We start from the raw sequence: 20317 nt of genomic DNA, 5'->3' as shown, positions 1-20317 counted from the left end.
CCTAAAACACCTGCCACCCTGGCAGGCCATTAATTCAGGCGCCCATCATACTCAAAGATGAGAATTATTATCAATACAAATAATAACAATTCTTATTTGAAAAATTAAATCAACTTCTAGAATTCAAATTCAAGCCCAAAGCGCAAGCTGGTATCCGGGGTTTCGGCATCCAAACCAAACAATAGGCCCAGCTCCCAGCGCAACTGTTTGCGCCCACCGAGTTTTTGGATTCCCATGACCGCCGGGCCGACCGCCCAATCCTGATCGTCCAGATAAAGCTCCAGCGCAGGTTCCAGCGCCGCCGAATAGCGGTAGCGAAACTGGGCGCGCAGTGCAGTTTCCAGTTCATCGACAACATCATCGCCGTATTCATATTCCACAAAGCCATTGGCGGTAGCGACCCAGCGATTGCCCAACTCTTTCGCCCAAAGCACACCAACGGCCAGCTCGCGACGATCAATATCCCGCGCACCGCCAGCCTCCACCAATAAGCCCCAGTCGGCCCAGTATTCGCCCTGCTCGGTAATTTGCCATTTCAATTCCGCTTCGTAGCCGCGAATTTCATCGCCCTCGTGGCTGATGGATTCGGTGAGCAAATAAACCTCAGTGAAAATCTTATCGTTCCAGGCATAACCGACACCGACACGGTTTAATAAAATATTTTCGCCACCCACATCGCGCAGGCTGGCGCCGTACTCCAACTCGCGCTCGCCCTGCTCAACATAGGGCTGATAAACGCGGCTGATGTCGGCATAAACCGGCGCCGCACCAAGCGCAATACAAGCAGCAGTCATCAGGACACGAAACCTAGGCATTAACCTTTCCTCGCAAGCGCCATGCTGACCAGATCAACGCGAACAAAATGGGCACGATGGCGACAAGGTAAAATAAAATTTGTATGGGCGTTGGCTGCGCATCGTAGCCGAGTAAGGCGTAGAGCAATTCCCCAAACCAACTTTGTTCATTGGCAATAAAACTGCTATCCCACAAAGGCTCCGCTGAATCCAACATACCGATTTGCAATAATTGTTTGGCAATTTGCATGGATAAACCGCCAGCCAAGAGCGCGGCGATCAGCAAAAAAACAGGCAGAAAAAAAACCGGACGCATAAATACCAACACGTAATACAGGATTGCCCCCAAACTCAAACCTATACCTGTACCAATAACTGCACCAATCAGCGCCGATGACAGCGCATCGGAATGAGGGGCAAAACTGGAGAGATAAATCCAGATTTCCGACACCTCACGCATCAATGAAAAACTGACAATAACGATAAATAAAAACGACAAACCAAGGTGGTGCGACGAGTTGCCCGGTCGCCACAATAAGGGCATAAGCAATAGCGCCAGCACCACAAAACACAGCGCGACCATTGCATACAAAAAGGCATTTAATAATTCCTGCCCTGTGCCGTCCAGCGCATCTGCAATAGCGTAAGCGTAGTGTGCCAACAGCCAGGAACCGGCAACGCCCATGAGCAGCGCCCACAACCACCAACCGCTGCCCAGGTGTTGCTGGCGACTAAGGGCGAGCAGCAGGCTAAACATCAGCGCGGCCTCCAACACCTCACGCAGAACTAACAATACGGCATCGACCATCTCAGTTCTCCACCCGGATTAAACCCTGCGCCGTTTTGGGATTAAATTCGCCGAAAAAAGGATAGTCACCCGGCTTGAGTGGGCCAATAAAAATAGTGGCCTTGGCACCGCCCATAATCACTTTTTCGCGATTGAGTTCGTAACTTTCAAACTCTTCCGGTGTAGGGTCCTGATTGATCACAATGAGTTTAATTTTGGTATTGGCTGGCACTACCAATTGTGCGGGATAAAATAAATGCCCGCGTATTTCAATGGTGAAGGTAGGCACATCGGCCCATACCGACTGCACCGCAAACAGCGCGACCAACAGCACACAGCGCATCCGGCAATTAGCGATTTTGTTCATGATGAGACACTCGGGAAGGTGCAGACTCAAACGTGGTTGTGCTATCTGGCAGTGAGCAGGCGGCAAAGGTCACCATCACCAACAGGCCGTGATCAAAACGCGATTGTGTGAGTGCAATGTGCGCCGCGTGCAACTCGACAACCTGTTGCACAATGGACAGCCCCAAACCGCAACCAGGCGTTTGTGAGTTGTGGCGATCGCCGCCCATGCGATAAAAGCGATCAAACACCCGCGCTTGCTGTGCAACCGGAATGCCGGGGCCGTTATCCATGACTTCCAGCACGACATCCTTACCGCGTTGCCAGGTGTTCACCACAATAATGCCATCGGCCGGAGTATATTTAATTGCATTGCCGAGCAGGTTATTCAGCAATGTTGCCAACGCCGCGCGATCCCCCATTACCCAACATTCATCGCCGTTAAATTCAATCTGGTGATTTTTTTGTGCCAGTGGTGCGCTGTAATCCACCACCGCTTGTTTGGCCAGCAGGGTTAAATTCACCGGTTCAAATTGCCCCATAAAATGATCCGGCGCGGTGCGATTGAGCAACAGAATTTGCTCCACCAAATAACTCATGCGCTCAATACCCAATTGCAATTTCACAACGGATTCCGGTGCCGGGTGCAATTCATGCAATAAGTTTTCGCAGTGTATTTTTAGCGCAGCAAGCGGCGTGCGCAGTTCGTGGGCGGCATCGCCGGAGAAACGTTTTTCACGCGCGAAAGAGGCATCCAAACGGCGTAGCAATTCATTGGCAGACTGGGTGAGTTGCACCAGTTCTATCGGCATATCCTGCTGCTCAATCGGGTATAAATCCGTTGCTTCGCGCTGGCGCAATTCAGTGGCGAGTTTGGCCACAGGCCGCAAGCCTACACCAGCAACCCACCAAATAATTAACGCGATTAATGGAATGGCGAGCACCATGGGGTATACCGCCTGCAAAATCATCGACTCGGCTAAACGATAGCGCTGGTCATCGCGCTCAGCCAAAATATACCAACTCTGTTTATCGGCACTGGCGGTCACCAATAAATGCCAGCGGTAATTATTAAAATTAAAATAGCGAAAACCTTCTTCCAGCGAACAGAGCACTGTGTCAGGCATGGCCGCTGAACGCGCCAGCAATGTGCCGTCGTTGCGCACCCACTGAAATTCCAGCGAGGATTCTATGTCGCTGGGGCGCGCCGGAAAATCAATCACCGCACCGGCATCCGCTTGCGATGCACGCAGCGGCAAGGTGTAATTTAATAAATCCACTTGCTGTAACATGCGCTGATTAAACAAGCGCTCCGCTTCATCCATACTGCCCAGATAACCGCGCACCGCTGCCGCAAAATTTGCCAAGGTGACTATAGCTACCAATACGATCACCAGAAACCGGCGAATGGATTTCACGGTTTGGGCACCATATAACCAATGCCACGCAGGGTGCGAATAAAATCAGTGGGCAATTTTTTGCGCAAATTATGGATGTGCACTTCAATGGCATTGCTCGCCACTTCATCGCCCCAGGAATAAAGTTTTGCTTCCAATCCTTCACGGGTTTGGATAACACCGGCACTTTCCATCAGCGCTTTTAACAGCATGTATTCACGGCGCGATAAACTCAGCGGCGAACCGTCCACGTTCGCTTCATGCTGCGCCGTATTGACGGTGACAGAAGCAATAGTGATCAGGGAAGATAAGGCTGTGCCCAAACGCCGCTCAAGTACGCGCAGGCGCGCGAGCAGTTCATCCAGGGCAAAGGGTTTGGTGAGGTAATCGTCGGCGCCGGAATCCAGCCCCGCCACCTTATCGGTGGTGGTGTCGCGCGCGGTGAGGATTAATACTTGCGTGTGCAGTTTTTTTTGTCGCACCAGTTTTAATACATCAAGCCCATCCATGTCGGGCAGGCCGAGATCCAGCAATAAAATATCCGGCGGCTCGGCGACAACATAGGTACACGCCGCTTTGCCATTGTCCAGCCAATTAACGGCAAAGCCAGCGCGCCTTAACGCACTGACAATGCCGTCCGCCAGTAAACTGTCATCCTCTACTAACAATATTTGCATTCAGCGTTCCGTGGTAAGAATGTTTGTCATCAATCCAATATTCTTCTTTAATGTTTTTGCGCTTTGGCCAGTGCGGCACTGGCTTCAGCTCTGCGGCCAGCATCCGCAGATTCACGCCCCGGGCGCGCTGGAGCCTTAAGAGCTTTTTCCAATGCCACAACGGCTTTTTTGTACTGCTTTTGGTCGAGCAGGTAATCGCCGTAAAAGTAGTTTGAGTCTATGCCATCCGGATTATAGCTCAAGCCTTTCAACAACATTTCATTGGCTTTTTTGTCATCGCCAAAACCGACGGGCCAACCGGGCACTTGGTAATAGAGTGAACCGAGACTGGTGTAAGCCGCACCATTGAGCGCATCCGGTTGCAGAGCGATGGATTGCTCAAAGAGTTTTTTGGCTTGTTTGACCTGATCCAATGCGCCCAAACCTCCTTTAACACCGGCATAGGTGGAGCGAATAATTCCCTCCCAAATTAAAAAAGGCGCCGATTGGTGTGCAGCCGTTAATTTTTCTGCATCGCCAATCAACGCCAAAAAGGCTTTTTCTTTCTCGGCCGCTGCCGTGTTGTATTTAATCTCGGCCCAACGGGTTTGCAATCCGTGTAAATCGCTCGCCTCATCGGCCATGGCAAAGCTGGCACCAACACAGAAGGTAATTATCGCCAGCAACTTGATCAGTAATGTTTTCATGGTTCCACCTCGATTATGAATGACTGGGTTGCGTTGTTTTTTCAAGCCCGGCTGTGAGTGCCGCCGTACTGCCGTGAGAATTCGCTTTTGCATAGCGACGGATAATGGGTAACTGTTTGCGTAAGGCGCCGTCGATAATGCCGGGAAAAATACTGTTAATGCGCAAAAATAATCGCTCAGGCCAGCCGATGTTGCGATCGCGCATTTGTGTTGCACGCAACATTTTTTCCACCGCAAATGCCACCACTTCCGGCTCATCCATAGCATTGCCCAATTCGCGATTCATGGCACATACCGCATCGCTATTAATGGCGGTTTGGGTGGCGCGCGGCGCAAGGTAGGCCACTTGTACATTACCGGTTGCCGATTCATCCGCTTGCAGTTCGCGGCGCAATGCTTCACTAAAACCGCGCAATGCAAATTTGGTGGCGCAATAGACTGCAAAACCGGGGTAACCCAAACCGCCAAAACTGGAACCAATGGTAATGATGCGCCCCTGCTGGCGATGCAAATAGGGCAACACCAAGCGTGTTAATAACACTGTAGCAGTAACATTGGTGGCAATCACATTTTCAATCGCTTCCGGTTCATTATCTGGCAGCAAACCAAACAAACTGATGCCAGCGCAATTGATTAAGGCATCCACTGGCTGCGACAAGGCGATTAATGCCGTGCGAATTTTTTCGCGCCCCGCATGGGTTGCAATATCCGCCTCCAGCACAAAACCTTTCGTGCGATGCAAATCCAGGTTGGCGGCTAATTGCTGCAAACTTGTTACCGAGCGCCCCACCAAAATCAATACCGCACCTTCACTCGCCAGACGATGGGCAATGGCTTGGCCTATGCCCCCGGTGGCACCGGTTAATAAAATGGTTTTGCCACGAATGTTCATAGACTGCGCTCCTGATCAGGCTGCTTGGGCAATCGCTGTTTGTTCAATCGAACGGAAGATATTGCCGTACAAGGTGAAAAACATTTTTGCTGCATGCACAATGTCATCCATGTCTTTTTGCTCTACCAAACCATTCATTAATTTGGCAAAAAACACCATATGTTCCTGATCCAGGCTGCCGTGTGAACGCAGGTAGGAAAAGGCTTTATTCGGCAATCCCAAATGCTGTTGGATAATATCCGCCGCCTGTGACGCCAGGTTGATACTGGTGCCTTCCAGCACAAACACCATGCCAAAAAATGCCATAGGGTTATTGCGCATGACGGTGTCATAGGCGTAGGCCACCATTAATTCTGTCGCTGCATTTGGCCGGCCATGGCGCACGGTGTCTTTGTCGATACCGCAGGCGGCAATGTCATTTAAAATCCATTCCTGATGGCCCAATTCTTCTTCAATGTATTCCGCAATTGCCTCGCGATAATTTTCTTTTTCCGCTGGCAAGCGACTGCCCACGGCCATCAACAGTGGCACTGTGTGCTTTACGTGATGAAATGCTTCCGTCAAAAAGGCGATGTACTCTTGCAAACTGAATTTACCCTGGCCAATGCAGCGCTGGATAATAGGCGCACTCAGTAAATAATTGCGTTGGTGTTGGGTTTCGGTTTGTAAACGATCAAAGAATGTCATAAACAACTCCTGCAGCCGGGCTGCCTGTTTCACGGGAAGAAATAGTCGCGGGATAATCTGCTGTGGCGTAAATCGCATCAATGGATTCCGCGTAAGCAATACTGATCGCCAGGCGACGCAAGCGACCGTTATCGGTTAACAATTGGTTGGCGGCGGTAAATGGTTCGCGCGCGATAATAAATTTTTTGACTTGCGCATAATCCGGCAAGGTTTTATTCACGCGGGAAATATCACTGCGAATCTGCTCTGCCGTCACATGGGGATAAGGCACAATAATCGCACTGCAAAAGGGTTGGGCATCGCCCATCACCATGACCTGGGCAATGGTGCGATTCAAGCCCAGTTCGGCTTCAATCCATTCAGGGGAAATATTGCGCCCGAAGCTGCTGATCAACAGGTTTTTTTCACGGCCGGTGATAAATAAAAATCCGTCATCATCCAGATAACCCAAGTCACCGGTATTTACCCATTCTGCGTTGGCTTGCAAGTCGATATTGCCTTGCAGGCTTTTCCCTTCCGCATTCAGATAACCGCTAAACGCATTGCCACGGGTAAAAATAACACCCTGGTCGATACGCACTTGCACATGGGATAAGGGTTTGCCCACACTGCCCATTTTGTCGGCAACCGGCGCATTCAAACTCACCACGGATGCGCACTCGGAAAGGCCATAACCTTCGTACACAGGAATGCCGCATGCACGCGCCTGGGCAATTAAATTCGCCGAGGTTTTTGCACCGCCCACAGCCACAAAGGCCAGCGAACCCGGCAACCTAAACCCTTGCAAACTAGCAGCGACAAAACCCTGCAAAATTTGCGGTAACAGAATCACACTATTGGGTTGATGTGCGTGTAACTGCTGCAACAATGTGGGCAGGGATAACTGCGAACTCCCACTAAACCCAAGCGCGACGCCGGGTAATACCACAATATTTTTACCCAGATACAAGGGCACATAGACACCGGCAATATTTTCCAACAGCGTGCTCAGTGGCAATAACGTCAAATGGCGTTGCACGGTTTGTTCTGTACCGGGTGTGGCATAAATACGTTCCGCCAATGCCAGGGTCACATTTTCCAGTGCGGCGGTAGACAGGCACACGCCTTTGGGTGTGCCGGTAGTGCCGGAAGTGAAAGTAATTTTGGCAATACCTTCGATGGCCTTATCGTTTCTGTCGGTAGTTGTAGTTGTCGTTGCGGTTGTCGATAGAGCTAATTGATCAAGGTAAATGCCAGCGATGGGCGACGCGGTGCGCGCGCTAACGGCAGCGACAGAGGCCATATCACCGCAGACTAACAAGCAGGATAACTGCGCCTCGGACAACACATGCTGCAATTGCGCGGCAGAGAAAAAGCGCGGTAGCGGCACCAGCGTTATTTTTGCTTTCCAGGCGGCGAGATCCGCCACAATCCACTCAATGCCATTCTCACCCCACAAACCGGCACGGCCAATCTGTTGGGCGATAAACCACTCGCTGAGTGAATCAATCTGCGCGGCAAGTTGCGCATAGGTCAGCTGTGTGGTGGCACCGGTCAAGGCTATTTTTTCTGGTGTATCACTGGCATGAGCGTAGATGGCGGCAAGAATATTATTCATGAGATTGCTCCACTACTTTGGCTAGCGCGTCCTGGTTAACCGCGCGAAAACCGGCGCAGATTTTTTCAATGGGACGACTGATCGCCGCGACTGTGGCGCGATACATTGGGTTTTTGCGCGCCGCTTCCATCGCGGGGCGGTTATCGCCAAACATGACTTGAGGATTGTTGGCGTAATAAGTGCCCCAACTGGCGCCACCATCGGGTAAACGTGCGGGGTCCGCATCCGCAAGCACAACCGGGGAATAGCGTAAGCGCGCAAGCAGGGCTTTCACTTCGCGAGTGCCGGTAAACATCACGTAGTGATAACCCAAGCGCTCCATGACTTCGCCAATCACAATAAACAACAGCAAGCTGCTGCCTTTCCAGGTGGAGACCAGATTGCCAATCTCTACTATTTGATCGCGCGCAACTTGCAAGCCGAGTTTTTCACTAATAACCGTTTCAACAGGTGCATCCAAATACTGTTCAGCAAATACTTTGCCGTTACCGGCAGGCGCCAGGCCCACGGCGGCAGAATAATCGCCACCGCAGCGCAAGCTGATAATGTTAGGCAGGAAATGGGTGACCTCTGCGTGATGCACACCGGCAAAGCGGTCATGAATATAAGCCTCTACTGCCGCCCGCTCGGGCGAGCCGGGTGTGTGCAAACCAAAACGGGGAATACTGATGCGCGGCAAACGCGGCATATGCCAAGGGGTTGCCGTGGTTTCAGGGGTTGCAGATTGCAGGTTCAGTGACAGCTCTTTCATTACTACACCCTCGGATTTGGGAGTTCTCAGGGTGCAGAATAAGTACGAAAACTTAAGGGAAAATTAAGGTGCAAAAAAAGATAAAAAATAGCAAAACAACAACATCCCTATCGCCAACAACCGACTAACACGGCGTTTGTCTTAAGCGTCCCTTAAGTTGAGGAACCTATTGTCACCCGCATGAAATAACCCTTTATTTGACCATGCACTGCCGGGTTGCTTCAGCCATGCCATTGATGCCACGAGAGAGGCAAATCATGTTCTATCGCGACGTGGGAATTGTGTTGTGCAGTGGGGTACTCATCTGCAGCCAGGCCTGGGGCAATGAGCATAAAAAACATCATTCGAGTGCGACGAGCGCGCCGCCACCGGTGATAGAGGAAGTGGTTATTCGGGTGCATCCCGTGTTCGATGAATCCAACCCCGACGAAAATAATGCACTGTTTCGTTTGGTGAATCGCCTGCACATCAACACCAAACCCAAGGTTATAAAAAAGGACCTCACCTTTAAGCAGGGCGAACCTGCCGACAAGCATTTACTCGCCGAAAGCGAGCGACGCTTGCGCGAGCGGCGCTATTTTGCCTCGGCCAAGGTGACCAGCACCGCCGCACAAACCGACAGCAACAGCACCGCATCACCCGCAAACGCCACCCCACCAGACACCACCAAAGTGGTTGTGGATGTGCGTGAGGTCTGGACGCTTGTTCCCAAACTGACCTACTCCACAGCCGGTGGCAGCACCCATTATGGCTACGGACTTTACGACTCCAATTTTTTAGGCTTGGGGAAAAGCGTAAAAATAGAGCACGACTCCACCACTGAGCGCACCAGCGATACCATCGCCTACCGCGATCCGAATTTTGCCAACCAAAAACAATTGTCCTTTGCCTATTCAGATAATAGCGATGGCCAGGCGCAGGAATTTCATTTCAGCAATCCGTTTCGCTCTATTCGCACCCCTTGGTCTGCCGGGGTGGATTATGAAAATTATGTGCGCGAAGACAGCCTGTTTGACGCCGGAGAAGAGGCTTGGCGCTTTGGCCACGACAATCGGTTTTACTCGTTATTTTATGGCGTAAAACTGGATGGCTCCAACGACGACAGAACCCATCGCCTGAGCATAGGGTTTGATGATGTCAGCGCACATTTTTACCCGGTGCCGCTGCAAGACACTCCTAATACCGACCCTAATCCGAATGTCGATAACGACCCCTATAACACCCCCAATATCGCCCCCAATATCGCCCCCAGTTTCACCCTGCCCTATGACCGCGACTACCAAATCCTGTGGCTGGAATATTCCTATTTGCACGACCGGTTTATTGAGGCGAGTAATGTTCAACAAATTAATCGCATTGAAGATATCAACCTCGGTTCACAATTTCGCTGGCGTTTGGGACAGGTACATTCATCAACCCCAGCGCTGGATAATGCGACTCTGCTTGCGCTGGACTACACCAAAGCATTTCAGCTATCGCCCACCCAACTCTTGACCAGCCAGTGGGCAAGTTCCGGCTTTTACAATCACAATGGCGCGACACAATCCCTGACATCGGCCGCACTTGCCTACCACTGGCAAAATTTTTCGCGCGGGCAATTTTATGTCATGGCGAGCGAGGTATATGGCCAAAACCTGTTTGCCGATACACCACTGGAACTGGGTGGCGATACCGGTTTGCGCGGTTATCCCGCCCGCTTTATAGCCGGCGAACATTTGCGGCTGTTAACCATTGAGCAGCGCTATTTTGGCGAAAAAGAATGGTTTTCGCTGTTTCATATGGGCGCGGCGGTGTTTTATGACCAAGGGCAGGTATGGGGCAATACGGCTGTGCCGCAAACCTACCAGCAAACCCTGCGCGATGTCGGTATAGGCCTGCGCATTTCCGGCACCCGCACCGGCGGGCGTGAGGAAGGCATCCACAATATCGCGCATATTGATTTGTCCTACCCGCTCGATGGCGGCAAGGACATTGATAAGTACCAACTGTCGGTAAAAATCAAAACCAGCTTTTAAACCCGCGCGCTGGATGCAACCGGCTTGAGCCGATGAAACAACGGCATAAACGTCTCGTCGAGAATTGCTTCCATATTTTTTAGCTTGGCGGGCGCCTGGTCGTAATTTACGGAGTGGGATTTACAGGCAAATAAAATGTGATTGCCAAACTCACCGGAGCACACCAACAGGGTGGAAAAATGCCCGGTCAAGGCAATGAAAAAAGCAGAGTGAGTATCCGGCAGGCGATGAAAATTCATTACCAGCCAGCCATTGCGGGTGAGCGTGCGGCTGCACTCCTGGGCAAATTGCTTTTGCACCTGCAACGGACTCATGTGATAAGCATCGTACAAATCGGCAAAAATAATATCGGTACTGGCATCTTTACTGGACTGGATTTGCAACCCGGCATCCTCAATCGAAACCCATACACGCTGATCATCGGGAATATCAAAATAATCGCGGGCGATGTCGTATACCTTGGCGCGCAGCTCCACCACATGAAAATCGCAATGGTCCAAATAGTGATGCAGGCTGCGCAGCAAGCTACCGCCCCCCAAGCCCAATAGCGTGGCGTGGCGCGGCTCCGAAAACCCCAGCACCAGCATCATGATGCGAATGTATTCGTGCACCACCGCATAGGGTTTTTCCAGATAAAAGCCACTCTGCTCGTAGATGGAATCGAAACTGAGTGCGCGGTAGCGCGGGTAATCCACCACCAAAATAGTGCCGTAACTATCGCTGGTACTGTGCACTATTTTCCCTTCCGGCATGGCAGAACCTCCCCCCAGTAAACACTTCAATTTCATACAGGCAACCACAACAGAGTTTAAACGGCGTAAGCGAGCGCTCACCGTCACTCGCATCAGAATAACAATATTATAATTACATTAACATAACATTATAATGTTGTTACACTAACGACCACTCTCATTACACCCTTAATACAGCAGGAAAAATGAAACCCTCTGCCTCACAACCCGCTAAAATGCCGCGCCTGAACCGGGTGCGGCCACCGCTCGATACCCGGAAGATGTCAGCAACATCCACTACCGATAAAGAGAAAATCGCTATGGAACAAAAAACAGCGCGCTTGACTGTGTTGATTGACCCAACCAAAAAGGATGCCTTTGAACAATTGTGTGCCGAGCAGGATGTAACGCCCTCGCAAGTGGTGCGCCAACTGATCCGCGAATACCTGGAAAAACACGGTGTCAGCTACGCCAACCAACCCGCCAGTGGTACAGGCAGTAAATAAATGGTGACTGTGGATTGGTTAACGCTGAGCGATAGCTTTGGCGTACTGGTGTTTGCCATCAGCGGCGCACTGGCCGCCGGCAGGCGATCAATGGATATTTTCGGGGTGCTGGTGATTGGCTTTGTCACCGCCCTGGGTGGCGGCACCCTGCGCGACTTACTGCTGGGCATTCACCCGGTGAGCTGGATTAAAAACCCGGTCTATTTGCTGCTGGTGACTATCGCCGTGATACTGACACTGCTGGGCGGGCGCATTAGCCACCGCTTTGATGAGCGCATCATGATTGTATCGGACGCCTTTGGCCTCGCCGTCTTTACCGTGATTGGGGTGCAAATCGCCCTGCAGCAATCCTTTGTCTCACCGCCGGTAGCCATCATGATGGGCGTGATTACAGGTGTAGCTGGCGGCGCTATCCGCGATGTAATTTGCAACGATATTCCGCTGGTACTCAAGCGCGAAATTTACGCCACTGCCAGCGCTGCCGGTGGAATCGCCTATTGCTTGCTAGACCATCTGGGCACCCCAACCTTGATTAACACCCTCAGCAGTATTGCCTTGGTGCTCTGCATCCGCCTGATTGCCGTCAAGGCACAGTGGGCGCTGCCATCGTTTTCCATTACACGCTAAAGCGTATTTTGTTTATTAGCCAAGAGATTGATTTTATGAGCCAACTCCCACCCTGCCCCAAATGCAATTCCGAATACACCTATGAGGATGGCAGCCTGCTGGTTTGCCCGGAGTGCGCCCATGAATGGTCCGGCGAAGCGACTGAAAATAACAGTGATGACGACACGCTAATCGTGCGCGATGCCAACGGCAATCAACTCAACGACGGCGATTACGTCACAGTGATCAAGGATCTAAAAATCAAAGGCTCTTCGTCGGTGGTGAAAGTCGGCACCAAGGTAAAAATTAATCGTCTGGTGGATGGCGATCACGATATCGACTGCAAAATCGATGGCATTGGCGCCATGATGTTGAAGTCAGAGTTTGTGAAAAAGGCGTAAGGCAAGCCTACCCTAGCCCCCTTTTTGAAGGGGGCTAGGCCAATTAAGATTTATTCCAGCTGCGCCACAGTCCAGATACGCATCAATGGCAAATCCGCTTTAATTTCGTCATCCAGCTTTTCATATACCAGAAATAACTGCTCAAGCAATTCTTTCTGGCTCCAGAGACGCACACGGAAAAAACTGGATGCCAGTTCTTTTTGTACATTGGATCGATAACCGCCCCAAGCAACAAATAATCCCTGAGTGGCATTGAATTTAGTCATTGCCCCCATGAGTTTATCCACCGTTGGGCGATCAACCAAACCATCACCAGATTTAACCTCTACGCAAATACGTTGACTACCAAAACCCATTGGGCCATCGCCAGCAAGAATATCCACCCCACCATCGGCGCCCTCAGGGCTTTGCCAACAAGTGTAGCCTTGAGCTTGCAGTATGGCAGTCACTAATCGGGTCAGTTGATGCCCTTTAAATTTACGTTCTATCAATTTAACGATTTGAGAACGCCCTAACTCCTCCAAGTCCGTATCAACCTGCTCATCAGTTGCATCCAACTCATTGGATTCGTTGGTGTGAGCAATAAGATCCTTAACCGATTCCGTTTTCCACCCGTTCGCTTCCATTTGTGCTAAACGCATTTCCGCGTTATTACGAGTAATGCGGCACACGGTAAGAAATGCACCAAAGCTATAAAGCAAATCCTGCGAAAAATGGGAACGCGGCACAGCATCAGGCAACCATTCCACACTGCGCCAGTGATAGAACGGGTTAGCGGCATCCGCTTGGTGATGATATCCGGAGGTGATTTTTCCGATATAAATTACCGGCTGGAGCTTGGAGGGCAATATGATGCGATCCCCAACTTGCATATCATGCGCAAAGGGCCAAATCTGACTAGCATGATTCACCAGTTTTCTAGGCTTAGCTTCAGCATCCAAACCGCTCAGTGTTTTGATTAAGGCATCACGTTCCGGTAATTTATCTAACGGACTATTTAAATAATCCCAGGTTAAATAAATGCGATTTTCCTGCAGAAATTTTTGTTCATATTCGCCGTGAGAACCGGCGCGAACTAACCAAACAGCCATAAGTTACCTCTGCTGCGACAGCGCAGATAATTTGTTTATCCATTGATTAAAATGAGGGCATTGCGCTCGTATTTCATCTAACCCTATGTCACCTGCAATCAAGGGCCCATGTAACGGCTTTTTATACTTAGGCATTAATCGCAAAATACGTTTTGAGGGCGCCGTATTAGGATCGTTATTAATGTGCTCTGGTGAATCGAATTGTTGTTTTATTTGAATCAGCTGTTGTACTGGCGCAGCTTCATCAATCCAATCGCCGAACTTTTCAGGCGCACAAAACAATAGTGCTTCGAACTCATGCAACATTAAATTGGGTATAAAGTTGCGCGCACCTATATCGACGAAAAGTGCTTTCTCTATCTTTTGCACACGCTGCAAGGCGACAACATCCTTAATGTCACCTAACCCAGGGAAATCTTCCGGAAATTTGTAATAGTCCATCATGGTGGTAACGTAGGCAGATGGATCGCTGTTGCACAAGTTTTCAAGCTGCCACTTTATTTTTCCATAGCTTACTATTCCACCCTTATGGCCAGGGCTGGTTCTGGCAATTGTTGCAGACAGATAAATTTGGCTATTAACAAAATAAGGTGCAAGTACGTCGCGAACAAACGTTTCTTCGGTTTGCCCTTCTACAAACACATTAATCCTTATCATCGCTGCGGCCTCCCGCCAAGCAGGTTTTTCTTCCATAAATCGCCCAAACTATACTCACTGAGCCAAACGCTCAATTCTTTAAGGTCAAGTCGCTTAAAGGTAGAAGCGCTATTGACCTTATCCACCACAATTAAATCTTCTGCATCAAACTCATTTACCAACTCGACCGACTGCGTGGAAATAATTAATTGATGTTCCTCACTGGCACTTTTAATTAAATTCGCAAGAACATTAATCGCATAAGGATGTAAGCCTAGCTCTGGCTCATCAATAATAATTGAGCTGGGCATAAATTCTTCTGGCTGTAAAAGCACTGTCGCTAGCAACATAAACCTCAGCGTGCCATCTGACAGCTCGCTCGCCTTAAACGGCACATCCTGCTCGCGCTCAGTCCATTCAAGCTGAATGTAATCGGCGTTATCCACGGTGGGGCGCAGGTAAAAATCACCAAAAAATGGAGCAACCATCTGGATAGTTTTTATAATGCGCTTGTAGTGGCTGGTGTGATGAGTTTTCAATCGAAACAAAAACGCAGCGAGGTTTGCACCGTCTTCACGCAGGTAATCGTTATCATTAATGCGGTGGATTTGCTTTACTTTTGCAGAGTCGCTGGTGTCGTGAAAATGGTATACGCGCCATCTTCTCATGGGCGGTAAAACATATTGTTTAATGTTTGATTTATGCTGCTCAGCTTCTGACTCAAAATGCCCAGAACACACGCCAGCATCACCTGTCACGTTCCACCAGAGCGCCTCACGTTGAAACATCAAGCGGTTATCGTTGGTTGGCTCCAGCGCAAACTTGTAGCCATTGTTGCCAAAATATAACTCCGCCGCTAGGCGCTCGGTTTTTTTTCGACCAAAATGCAAAATAGCGTCGGGACCACCAGCTTTACCGACCAGTGATTGGAGACGATGATCCAAGAGCGTTGCAATCAAGCGGAAAAAGCCAATAAAGTTGGACTTACCTGCACCATTTGCGCCGATCAGCACATTCAAGCACCCCATTTTTAAAGTGCATTCCGCGATGGATTTATATCCCGCGATTCGGATTTCGCTTAGGTGATCGCTATTTTTTACCGGTTTCATACAATTGCCTTTTCAAGGTAGGCTCGACTATTAAGTAGAGACTATCAAATTTACTGTTTCACAGCCACGCCAGCTTTTACTTTGCGCTTCGTTTTCCCCACCGCTTCCCGCTCCGCCTTAATCCTCTCCAACAACGCCGCTGCGGAATTTTCGCCAGAGATTAATTCCGGGTTCTGCGCACGCCAGTCGGCGGTGAGTTCGCCGCGAAAGGCTTTGGCTAGGATGCTTTGAGCTAGGTGGTTTACGCGGGCTTGGGCGTCTTTTACGCGTTGTTCGATTTGGTCGGCGTAGGCGAAGAGTTGTTCTACGCGGCGGACGATTTCGGTTTGTTCTTCGAGAGAAGGAAGACAAAACCTATAATTTCGAATGGCCTTTAGCGGAACGTTTTGAATTGTCGCACCTGTTGCTTCACGCACAGCGTATTCAAAAAAATTAAACGAAGAGAGCAGAATAAATGCAAAGTTCCTATTCATTAAAGGCTTAAAATTTATATAGCACGCACTCTTTCCTAAAATCACAGGCTCACCTTGATAAAGAGCCAAGTTACCAATAGTTCCATTTATCGAAACTAGTAAAGTATTTAAATTCAAATCTTTTTTGTGCTTATTGTATTCCTCAAAATTTACCTTTTTCGTACTGTCCTTAATGACAATCTTACCGTTTGATAGATTGTTCCCATTAATAAAGTAAAAATCGCCATCTTTCGAATAGCTTGGCGTTCCATGAAGTCCATCACCAATTCTATCAGAACACTCACTTAGAGTTGTCTCTAACCAATTAGCAAGCCTGTTTTCTCCCCTCCACTCCTCCGTCAACCTCCCACTAACCGCTGCGGCGAGCACCGATTGGCGGAAGCGTTTTAGGATATTGGGGATGGCGTCGAGGCGGGTTTTTAGGGTGTCTACCTGTGCGAGAAGTTCATCGAGTTTTTGGGCGATTTGTTGTTGTTCGGCGAGGGGGGGAATTATAGTTTCAAGACTTGAAAACTTGCTTTTATTTAAAATTGGCAAAGTTGTACTTGATGAATTTGAAATGATTGCAGTCTGCATATTCGGACTACAAATCCAATAAAAAATCCATTTTTGGCTTAATCCAAATTCAGGCGTAATTGTATTAATTTGTTGATTGCAGGTTCCATCAACAACCACAAATCCAGTCTTTCCGATTGTCGCCCCGATGCAAGTTACATAGGTACTTCCTGCCGGAATAAATCGCGACACGGCACGACCAGCCTCAGATAAATACTCACTGGCGTGAAGCACTCTAGAGCCAGCATCTAAATCGCCAGGCTTAAATATTGGGAAACTATCGCCGTAAAAATCTGGTTGTTTTTTTGGGGGAGTATTTCCAGTTTGGATATTACCAATGTCAGCCAAAGTACAAACCGACCAACCCTCCGGCAAATTAAAATCACTCACACCTTCACCTCACCCAACCCCAAAACCTCTGCCAACAAATCCTTCTGCACCTTGGCTTGGTCCCCCGCGCCCAATGCCGCAAGCAAACCATCTAACTCTCTCAACGCCTCCGTTAATTCACTCATGGCTTCCGCTGCCAATACATCTGGCTCGGGCAAACTCGCCGCATCGACTGAGTCGTTATCTTTTAGCCATGAAATATCCAGCGAGTCGCCTTTGGTGTCGCGTATGTAGTCGCGGGTGAAATTTCGTAGGCGGGAATTTTCCGGTGTTCTTTCCACATCCTCCGCCATCCATGCGAAGTCGCATAATGTAGGTTGGTGCTGAGCTTGCGATGCCCAACACTGGCTGGGCGACGTGGTTGCGGGGAGTTCGGATTGTTGGGCATCGCTGCGCTCAGCCCAACCTACGGAGTGCAAAAGTTCGTAACAGGCTTCAAAGGGTTTTAAATGTTGCTCGCCAAAGGGCGTGCGTTTGCCGAAGCTGGGCATATTGGTGCGTAGGTCATACACCCACACATTTTGGGTACAGCCTTCTTCCTGCTTGGGATTTTGTGCGGTGCCTTTGGTAAAAAACAACACATTGGTTTTTACACCCGCCGCGTAAAAAATGCCGGTGGGTAAACGCAAAATAGTGTGCAGGTTGCATTTGTCCATTAAGTCGCGGCGAATATCGCTGCCTTGGCCTGCTTCAAATAAAACGTTATCTGGCAATACCACCGCCGCGCGGCCACCGGGTTTTAAGGTGCGGTAAATATGCTGCAAAAACGCGAGCTGTTTGTTACTGGTTTTGTAGGTGAGATCGTCGCGGGTAATACTGGCTTCGCCACCTTTGGCGGTGCCAAACGGCGGGTTGGCGAGTACCACATCCACTTTCTGTAAGCTTTTGCCGGTATCACCCAAGGCGTTACCCAAATGCACTACACCTTCGTCATCGCCCTCCATGCCGTGCAATAAACAATTCATTAATGCAAGGCGGCGAGTGCTTGGGACTAATTCCACACCGATAAAGGCGTTGTGAATTTGAAAGTCGCGATCTTTTTGCTTGAGGTCGATTAAGTTGTCAGTTGCATCGCGAATATATTTATCCGCTGCAATTAAAAACCCTGCCGTGCCCGCTGCCGGGTCTTGAATGGTTTCACCTGCTTGCGGTTTGATACAGCGCACGATGCTGTCGATTAATGCACGCGGGGTAAAGTATTGCCCCGCGCCGGATTTAGTTTCGTTGGCGTTTTTTTCTAACAAGCCTTCATACAAATCACCCAAGCCATCTTTTTGCGCACTGAACCAATCGATGCCATCCAGCGTTTTAATTAATTGCTCCAAATGGCGCGGCTCACGCAGGCGGGTTTGGGCATCGGTGTAAATTGCTGAAATTAAACTGTCACTACTTTTAGATAAATCCAGCAGCACTTGTTTGTAGTAGTTCATCAACACTACACCGGATTTGGAATTCAAATCGCCCCAGCGGCAACCCTCGGGCAATTTGTGTTTATTCAGCAAACCCGCTTCGGTATTTTCAAATTCCATTTTGATAAATAACAGCAAGACCAATTCAGTGACGTAATCGCTGTAGTTAATGCCGTCGTCGCGCAGTACGTCGCACAGGTTCCAGAGTTTTTGGACTATATCGTTGTTGGTCATGGTCATCTCGTTAGTTGTTTAACCCCCTCCCAGCCTCCCCCCTCAACAGGGGGGAGGAGTTTTAGTTCCCTCTCCTGCGAAGGGGAGGGTTAGGGTGGGGTTTTGTTTACAGTTTCGCTAGCCGTTCTAAGCGCTCAAAAATAATATCTTCTCTGCCTGAATCGTTGTCAGCAGTAGATTGCACTAAATAGTTAATTTCAGGCATTTCAAGCAGCAGGGTAAATGCGTTGGTCAAATAGGTTTTTAACTCGGGTGCTAGCTGCCTCACTTCGGTGAGTAATTCTTCGCGGCCATCGACCAAATTTAAAATATCCTCCATATCGCGACTGGCGAGTAAATCGCCATTGCCGCGACCTTTAAACGCTTCGAATTTGGTGGCGAGAAAATAGCCAGGTGTTACTAAACGGATAATGATCCCGTTATCTATTGGGTAGGGCTGCGCGGTCGCCAGTGCATCGCTATACCACTGATTGGAGTAACCTAATACATTTTCATCGTCGGGCATAAAATCTACACACAAACTGCCCAAGCGGAACCGGCAATTGACGTCATCTTCCATTGATATTTTGAAACCACGAGCAGTCACTTGCTCACTGAATTTGTGCCAACCTGTGTAGCCCAATACGTGAATAATTAAGTCTACGTCTTCGGTGTAGCGTACTTTTTCTTTGGTGAACTCATCGGTAATGTGCAGACCAGTGGTACAGCCACCCACAAACGCAACTTGGCTTAGTAAATCGCTACCAAGCTGCTGGGCTACCTGCTGAATCATAAAACGGTGGGCGTTGTAACGGCTCATAATTGCAATTCATCATCTAATAACTTAACAGCTAACTGGGTTTCACGAGCATTACCCAGGCGAATTGCGTCCACCAGCGCTAGCAATTTGTAAAGCTCAGGATCTTGTTTAACCGCTTTGGGGACTGATTTAAAAAGCGGTTGAATGGATTGGCCTTTTTGATTACCGGTAGGGTCTGGCCATACATTAATCACATCACCTGCAGACATTAATTTTCCAGCCATAACCGGAGCCGCTAGCGATGTAGGTATACCACGCATGATTTTCCCTGGCCCGGCAGGAAACACATACTTTAGCCCATGCACAATAAACTCTTTTAGGGCACGGTTATTTGCTCTTGGGAATTTTACCTTACGGTCTAATGATGCCAAACCTGCATTAAACGAGCGCTTTAGCGATGCACTGATTTCGCTTTTACTAATGCCGGTCATTGCCTCAAGATTTCTAACGCTGTACCGATCCTTTGCTTGAACAGTTGGTGCTATATCGGGGTCTTCATCACTCAGCTCCCACCCCTGCCATGAACCGCCGGACCAGTACTCTTGTGCAGTGACTAACAATGCCCCTCCCTCCAGGCCAAGCTGCAACTCATGCTGCTCCAGCTTGTATAAGGACACCAGTTTTAAAAGGAGTAGAATGTCTTGACTCTTCATGGTTGTTGCCCTATCAAATGTCCTTTGTTTAAGGACAGCGGACAAAGCTTCATCTTTCACCATCAACCCAGCAATAACATTTGCATTTCTTAACAA

General features: G+C 49.3%; 22 protein-coding genes. 4 read left to right on the top strand and 18 right to left on the bottom strand.

Going from position 1 to position 20317, the window contains the following annotated elements:
- Positions 1–116: 116 nt before the first annotated feature.
- Genes B0D95_RS19180 through B0D95_RS19135 form a run of 10 tightly spaced genes read right to left on the bottom strand, consistent with a single transcriptional unit; the run spans position 117 to position 8613 of the window.
- The gene (locus B0D95_RS19180; RefSeq protein ID WP_149867954.1) at positions 117–815 is read right to left on the bottom strand and encodes a hypothetical protein; all 699 of its coding nucleotides are present in this window, start codon (positions 813–815) and stop codon (positions 117–119) included.
- A complete protein-coding gene (locus B0D95_RS19175) occupies positions 808–1602 on the bottom strand; it encodes a hypothetical protein (protein ID WP_078045368.1) in 795 nt (264 codons plus the stop codon). Before B0D95_RS19175 ends, B0D95_RS19180 begins: the two co-directional genes overlap by 8 nt.
- A gap of 1 nt (position 1603) precedes the next feature.
- The gene (locus tag B0D95_RS19170) at positions 1604–1948 is read right to left on the bottom strand and encodes a cupredoxin domain-containing protein (RefSeq protein ID WP_078045367.1); all 345 of its coding nucleotides are present in this window, start codon (positions 1946–1948) and stop codon (positions 1604–1606) included.
- A complete protein-coding gene (locus B0D95_RS19165) occupies positions 1932–3344 on the bottom strand; it encodes a HAMP domain-containing sensor histidine kinase (protein WP_078045366.1) in 1413 nt (470 codons plus the stop codon). Before B0D95_RS19165 ends, B0D95_RS19170 begins: the two co-directional genes overlap by 17 nt.
- Positions 3341–4000, bottom strand: a complete 660-nt coding sequence (locus tag B0D95_RS19160) for a response regulator (protein WP_078045365.1) — start codon at positions 3998–4000, stop codon at positions 3341–3343. The genes B0D95_RS19165 and B0D95_RS19160 overlap by 4 nt, the downstream gene beginning before the upstream one ends.
- Positions 4001–4047: 47 nt before the next feature.
- Positions 4048–4686, bottom strand: a complete 639-nt coding sequence (locus tag B0D95_RS19155) for a hypothetical protein (RefSeq protein ID WP_078045364.1) — start codon at positions 4684–4686, stop codon at positions 4048–4050.
- Positions 4687–4699: 13 nt separating this feature from the next.
- Positions 4700–5578 (bottom strand): SDR family oxidoreductase, encoded by an 879-nt coding sequence (locus B0D95_RS19150; RefSeq protein WP_078045363.1) that lies wholly within the window; start codon positions 5576–5578, stop codon positions 4700–4702.
- Positions 5579–5593: 15 nt separating this feature from the next.
- A complete protein-coding gene (locus B0D95_RS19145; RefSeq protein WP_078045362.1) occupies positions 5594–6265 on the bottom strand; it encodes a TenA family transcriptional regulator in 672 nt (223 codons plus the stop codon).
- On the bottom strand, positions 6252–7862 hold the full coding sequence (locus B0D95_RS19140) for an AMP-binding protein (RefSeq protein ID WP_078045361.1): 1611 nt from the start codon (positions 7860–7862) through the stop codon (positions 6252–6254). The genes B0D95_RS19145 and B0D95_RS19140 overlap by 14 nt, the downstream gene beginning before the upstream one ends.
- Complete coding sequence (locus B0D95_RS19135) at positions 7855–8613, bottom strand: thermostable hemolysin (protein WP_078045360.1); 759 nt, start codon at positions 8611–8613, stop codon at positions 7855–7857. The genes B0D95_RS19140 and B0D95_RS19135 overlap by 8 nt, the downstream gene beginning before the upstream one ends.
- Positions 8614–8870: 257 nt before the next feature.
- On the opposite strand from B0D95_RS19135, the gene B0D95_RS19130 reads away from it, so the two are divergent.
- Positions 8871–10628 (top strand): hypothetical protein, encoded by a 1758-nt coding sequence (locus tag B0D95_RS19130; RefSeq protein ID WP_078045359.1) that lies wholly within the window; start codon positions 8871–8873, stop codon positions 10626–10628.
- On the opposite strand, the gene B0D95_RS19125 is transcribed toward B0D95_RS19130, so the two are convergent.
- On the bottom strand, positions 10625–11416 hold the full coding sequence (locus B0D95_RS19125) for a spermidine synthase (protein WP_168172493.1): 792 nt from the start codon (positions 11414–11416) through the stop codon (positions 10625–10627). The genes B0D95_RS19130 and B0D95_RS19125 overlap by 4 nt on opposite strands.
- A 149-nt stretch (positions 11417–11565) precedes the next feature.
- Between B0D95_RS19125 and B0D95_RS19120 the strand changes: the two genes are divergently transcribed.
- From B0D95_RS19120 to B0D95_RS19110, 3 genes are read left to right on the top strand one after another with little or no spacing between them, the layout of a single operon-like run.
- Positions 11566–11865 (top strand): RepB family protein, encoded by a 300-nt coding sequence (locus B0D95_RS19120; RefSeq protein ID WP_246841658.1) that lies wholly within the window; start codon positions 11566–11568, stop codon positions 11863–11865.
- Positions 11866–12492: a trimeric intracellular cation channel family protein gene (locus tag B0D95_RS19115; protein ID WP_078045357.1), complete on the top strand. Its 627-nt coding sequence runs from the start codon at positions 11866–11868 to the stop codon at positions 12490–12492.
- Between the two features lie 35 nt (positions 12493–12527).
- Positions 12528–12872 (top strand): zinc ribbon domain-containing protein YjdM, encoded by a 345-nt coding sequence (locus B0D95_RS19110; RefSeq protein ID WP_078045356.1) that lies wholly within the window; start codon positions 12528–12530, stop codon positions 12870–12872.
- Positions 12873–12922: 50 nt separating this feature from the next.
- On the opposite strand, the gene B0D95_RS19105 is transcribed toward B0D95_RS19110, so the two are convergent.
- The 7 genes from B0D95_RS19105 to B0D95_RS19075 form a co-directional block, all read right to left on the bottom strand.
- A complete protein-coding gene (locus B0D95_RS19105) occupies positions 12923–13963 on the bottom strand; it encodes a restriction endonuclease (protein ID WP_078045355.1) in 1041 nt (346 codons plus the stop codon).
- A 3-nt stretch (positions 13964–13966) separates the two neighbouring features.
- Positions 13967–14656, bottom strand: coding sequence for a DUF4276 family protein (locus B0D95_RS19100; protein ID WP_210403651.1), 690 nt, complete (start codon positions 14654–14656; stop codon positions 13967–13969).
- Positions 14617–15708 carry an AAA family ATPase gene (locus B0D95_RS19095; RefSeq protein WP_078045353.1) on the bottom strand — a complete coding sequence of 364 codons (1092 nt, stop codon included), beginning with the start codon at positions 15706–15708 and terminating at the stop codon, positions 14617–14619. Before B0D95_RS19095 ends, B0D95_RS19100 begins: the two co-directional genes overlap by 40 nt.
- Before the next feature lie 50 nt (positions 15709–15758).
- A complete protein-coding gene (locus B0D95_RS19090) occupies positions 15759–17126 on the bottom strand; it encodes a restriction endonuclease subunit S (protein ID WP_078045352.1) in 1368 nt (455 codons plus the stop codon).
- On the bottom strand, positions 17123–18769 hold the full coding sequence (locus B0D95_RS19085; RefSeq protein ID WP_078045351.1) for an N-6 DNA methylase: 1647 nt from the start codon (positions 18767–18769) through the stop codon (positions 17123–17125). The genes B0D95_RS19090 and B0D95_RS19085 overlap by 4 nt, the downstream gene beginning before the upstream one ends.
- Positions 18770–18875: 106 nt before the next feature.
- Positions 18876–19568 carry a hypothetical protein gene (locus B0D95_RS19080; RefSeq protein ID WP_078045350.1) on the bottom strand — a complete coding sequence of 231 codons (693 nt, stop codon included), beginning with the start codon at positions 19566–19568 and terminating at the stop codon, positions 18876–18878.
- On the bottom strand, positions 19565–20317 hold the full coding sequence (locus B0D95_RS19075) for a hypothetical protein (protein ID WP_246841657.1): 753 nt from the start codon (positions 20315–20317) through the stop codon (positions 19565–19567). The genes B0D95_RS19080 and B0D95_RS19075 overlap by 4 nt, the downstream gene beginning before the upstream one ends.

Source organism: Cellvibrio sp. PSBB023, from assembly GCF_002007605.1.
GTDB lineage: Bacteria > Pseudomonadota > Gammaproteobacteria > Pseudomonadales > Cellvibrionaceae > Cellvibrio.
This window is presented reverse-complemented; position numbering and strand designations above follow the sequence as displayed.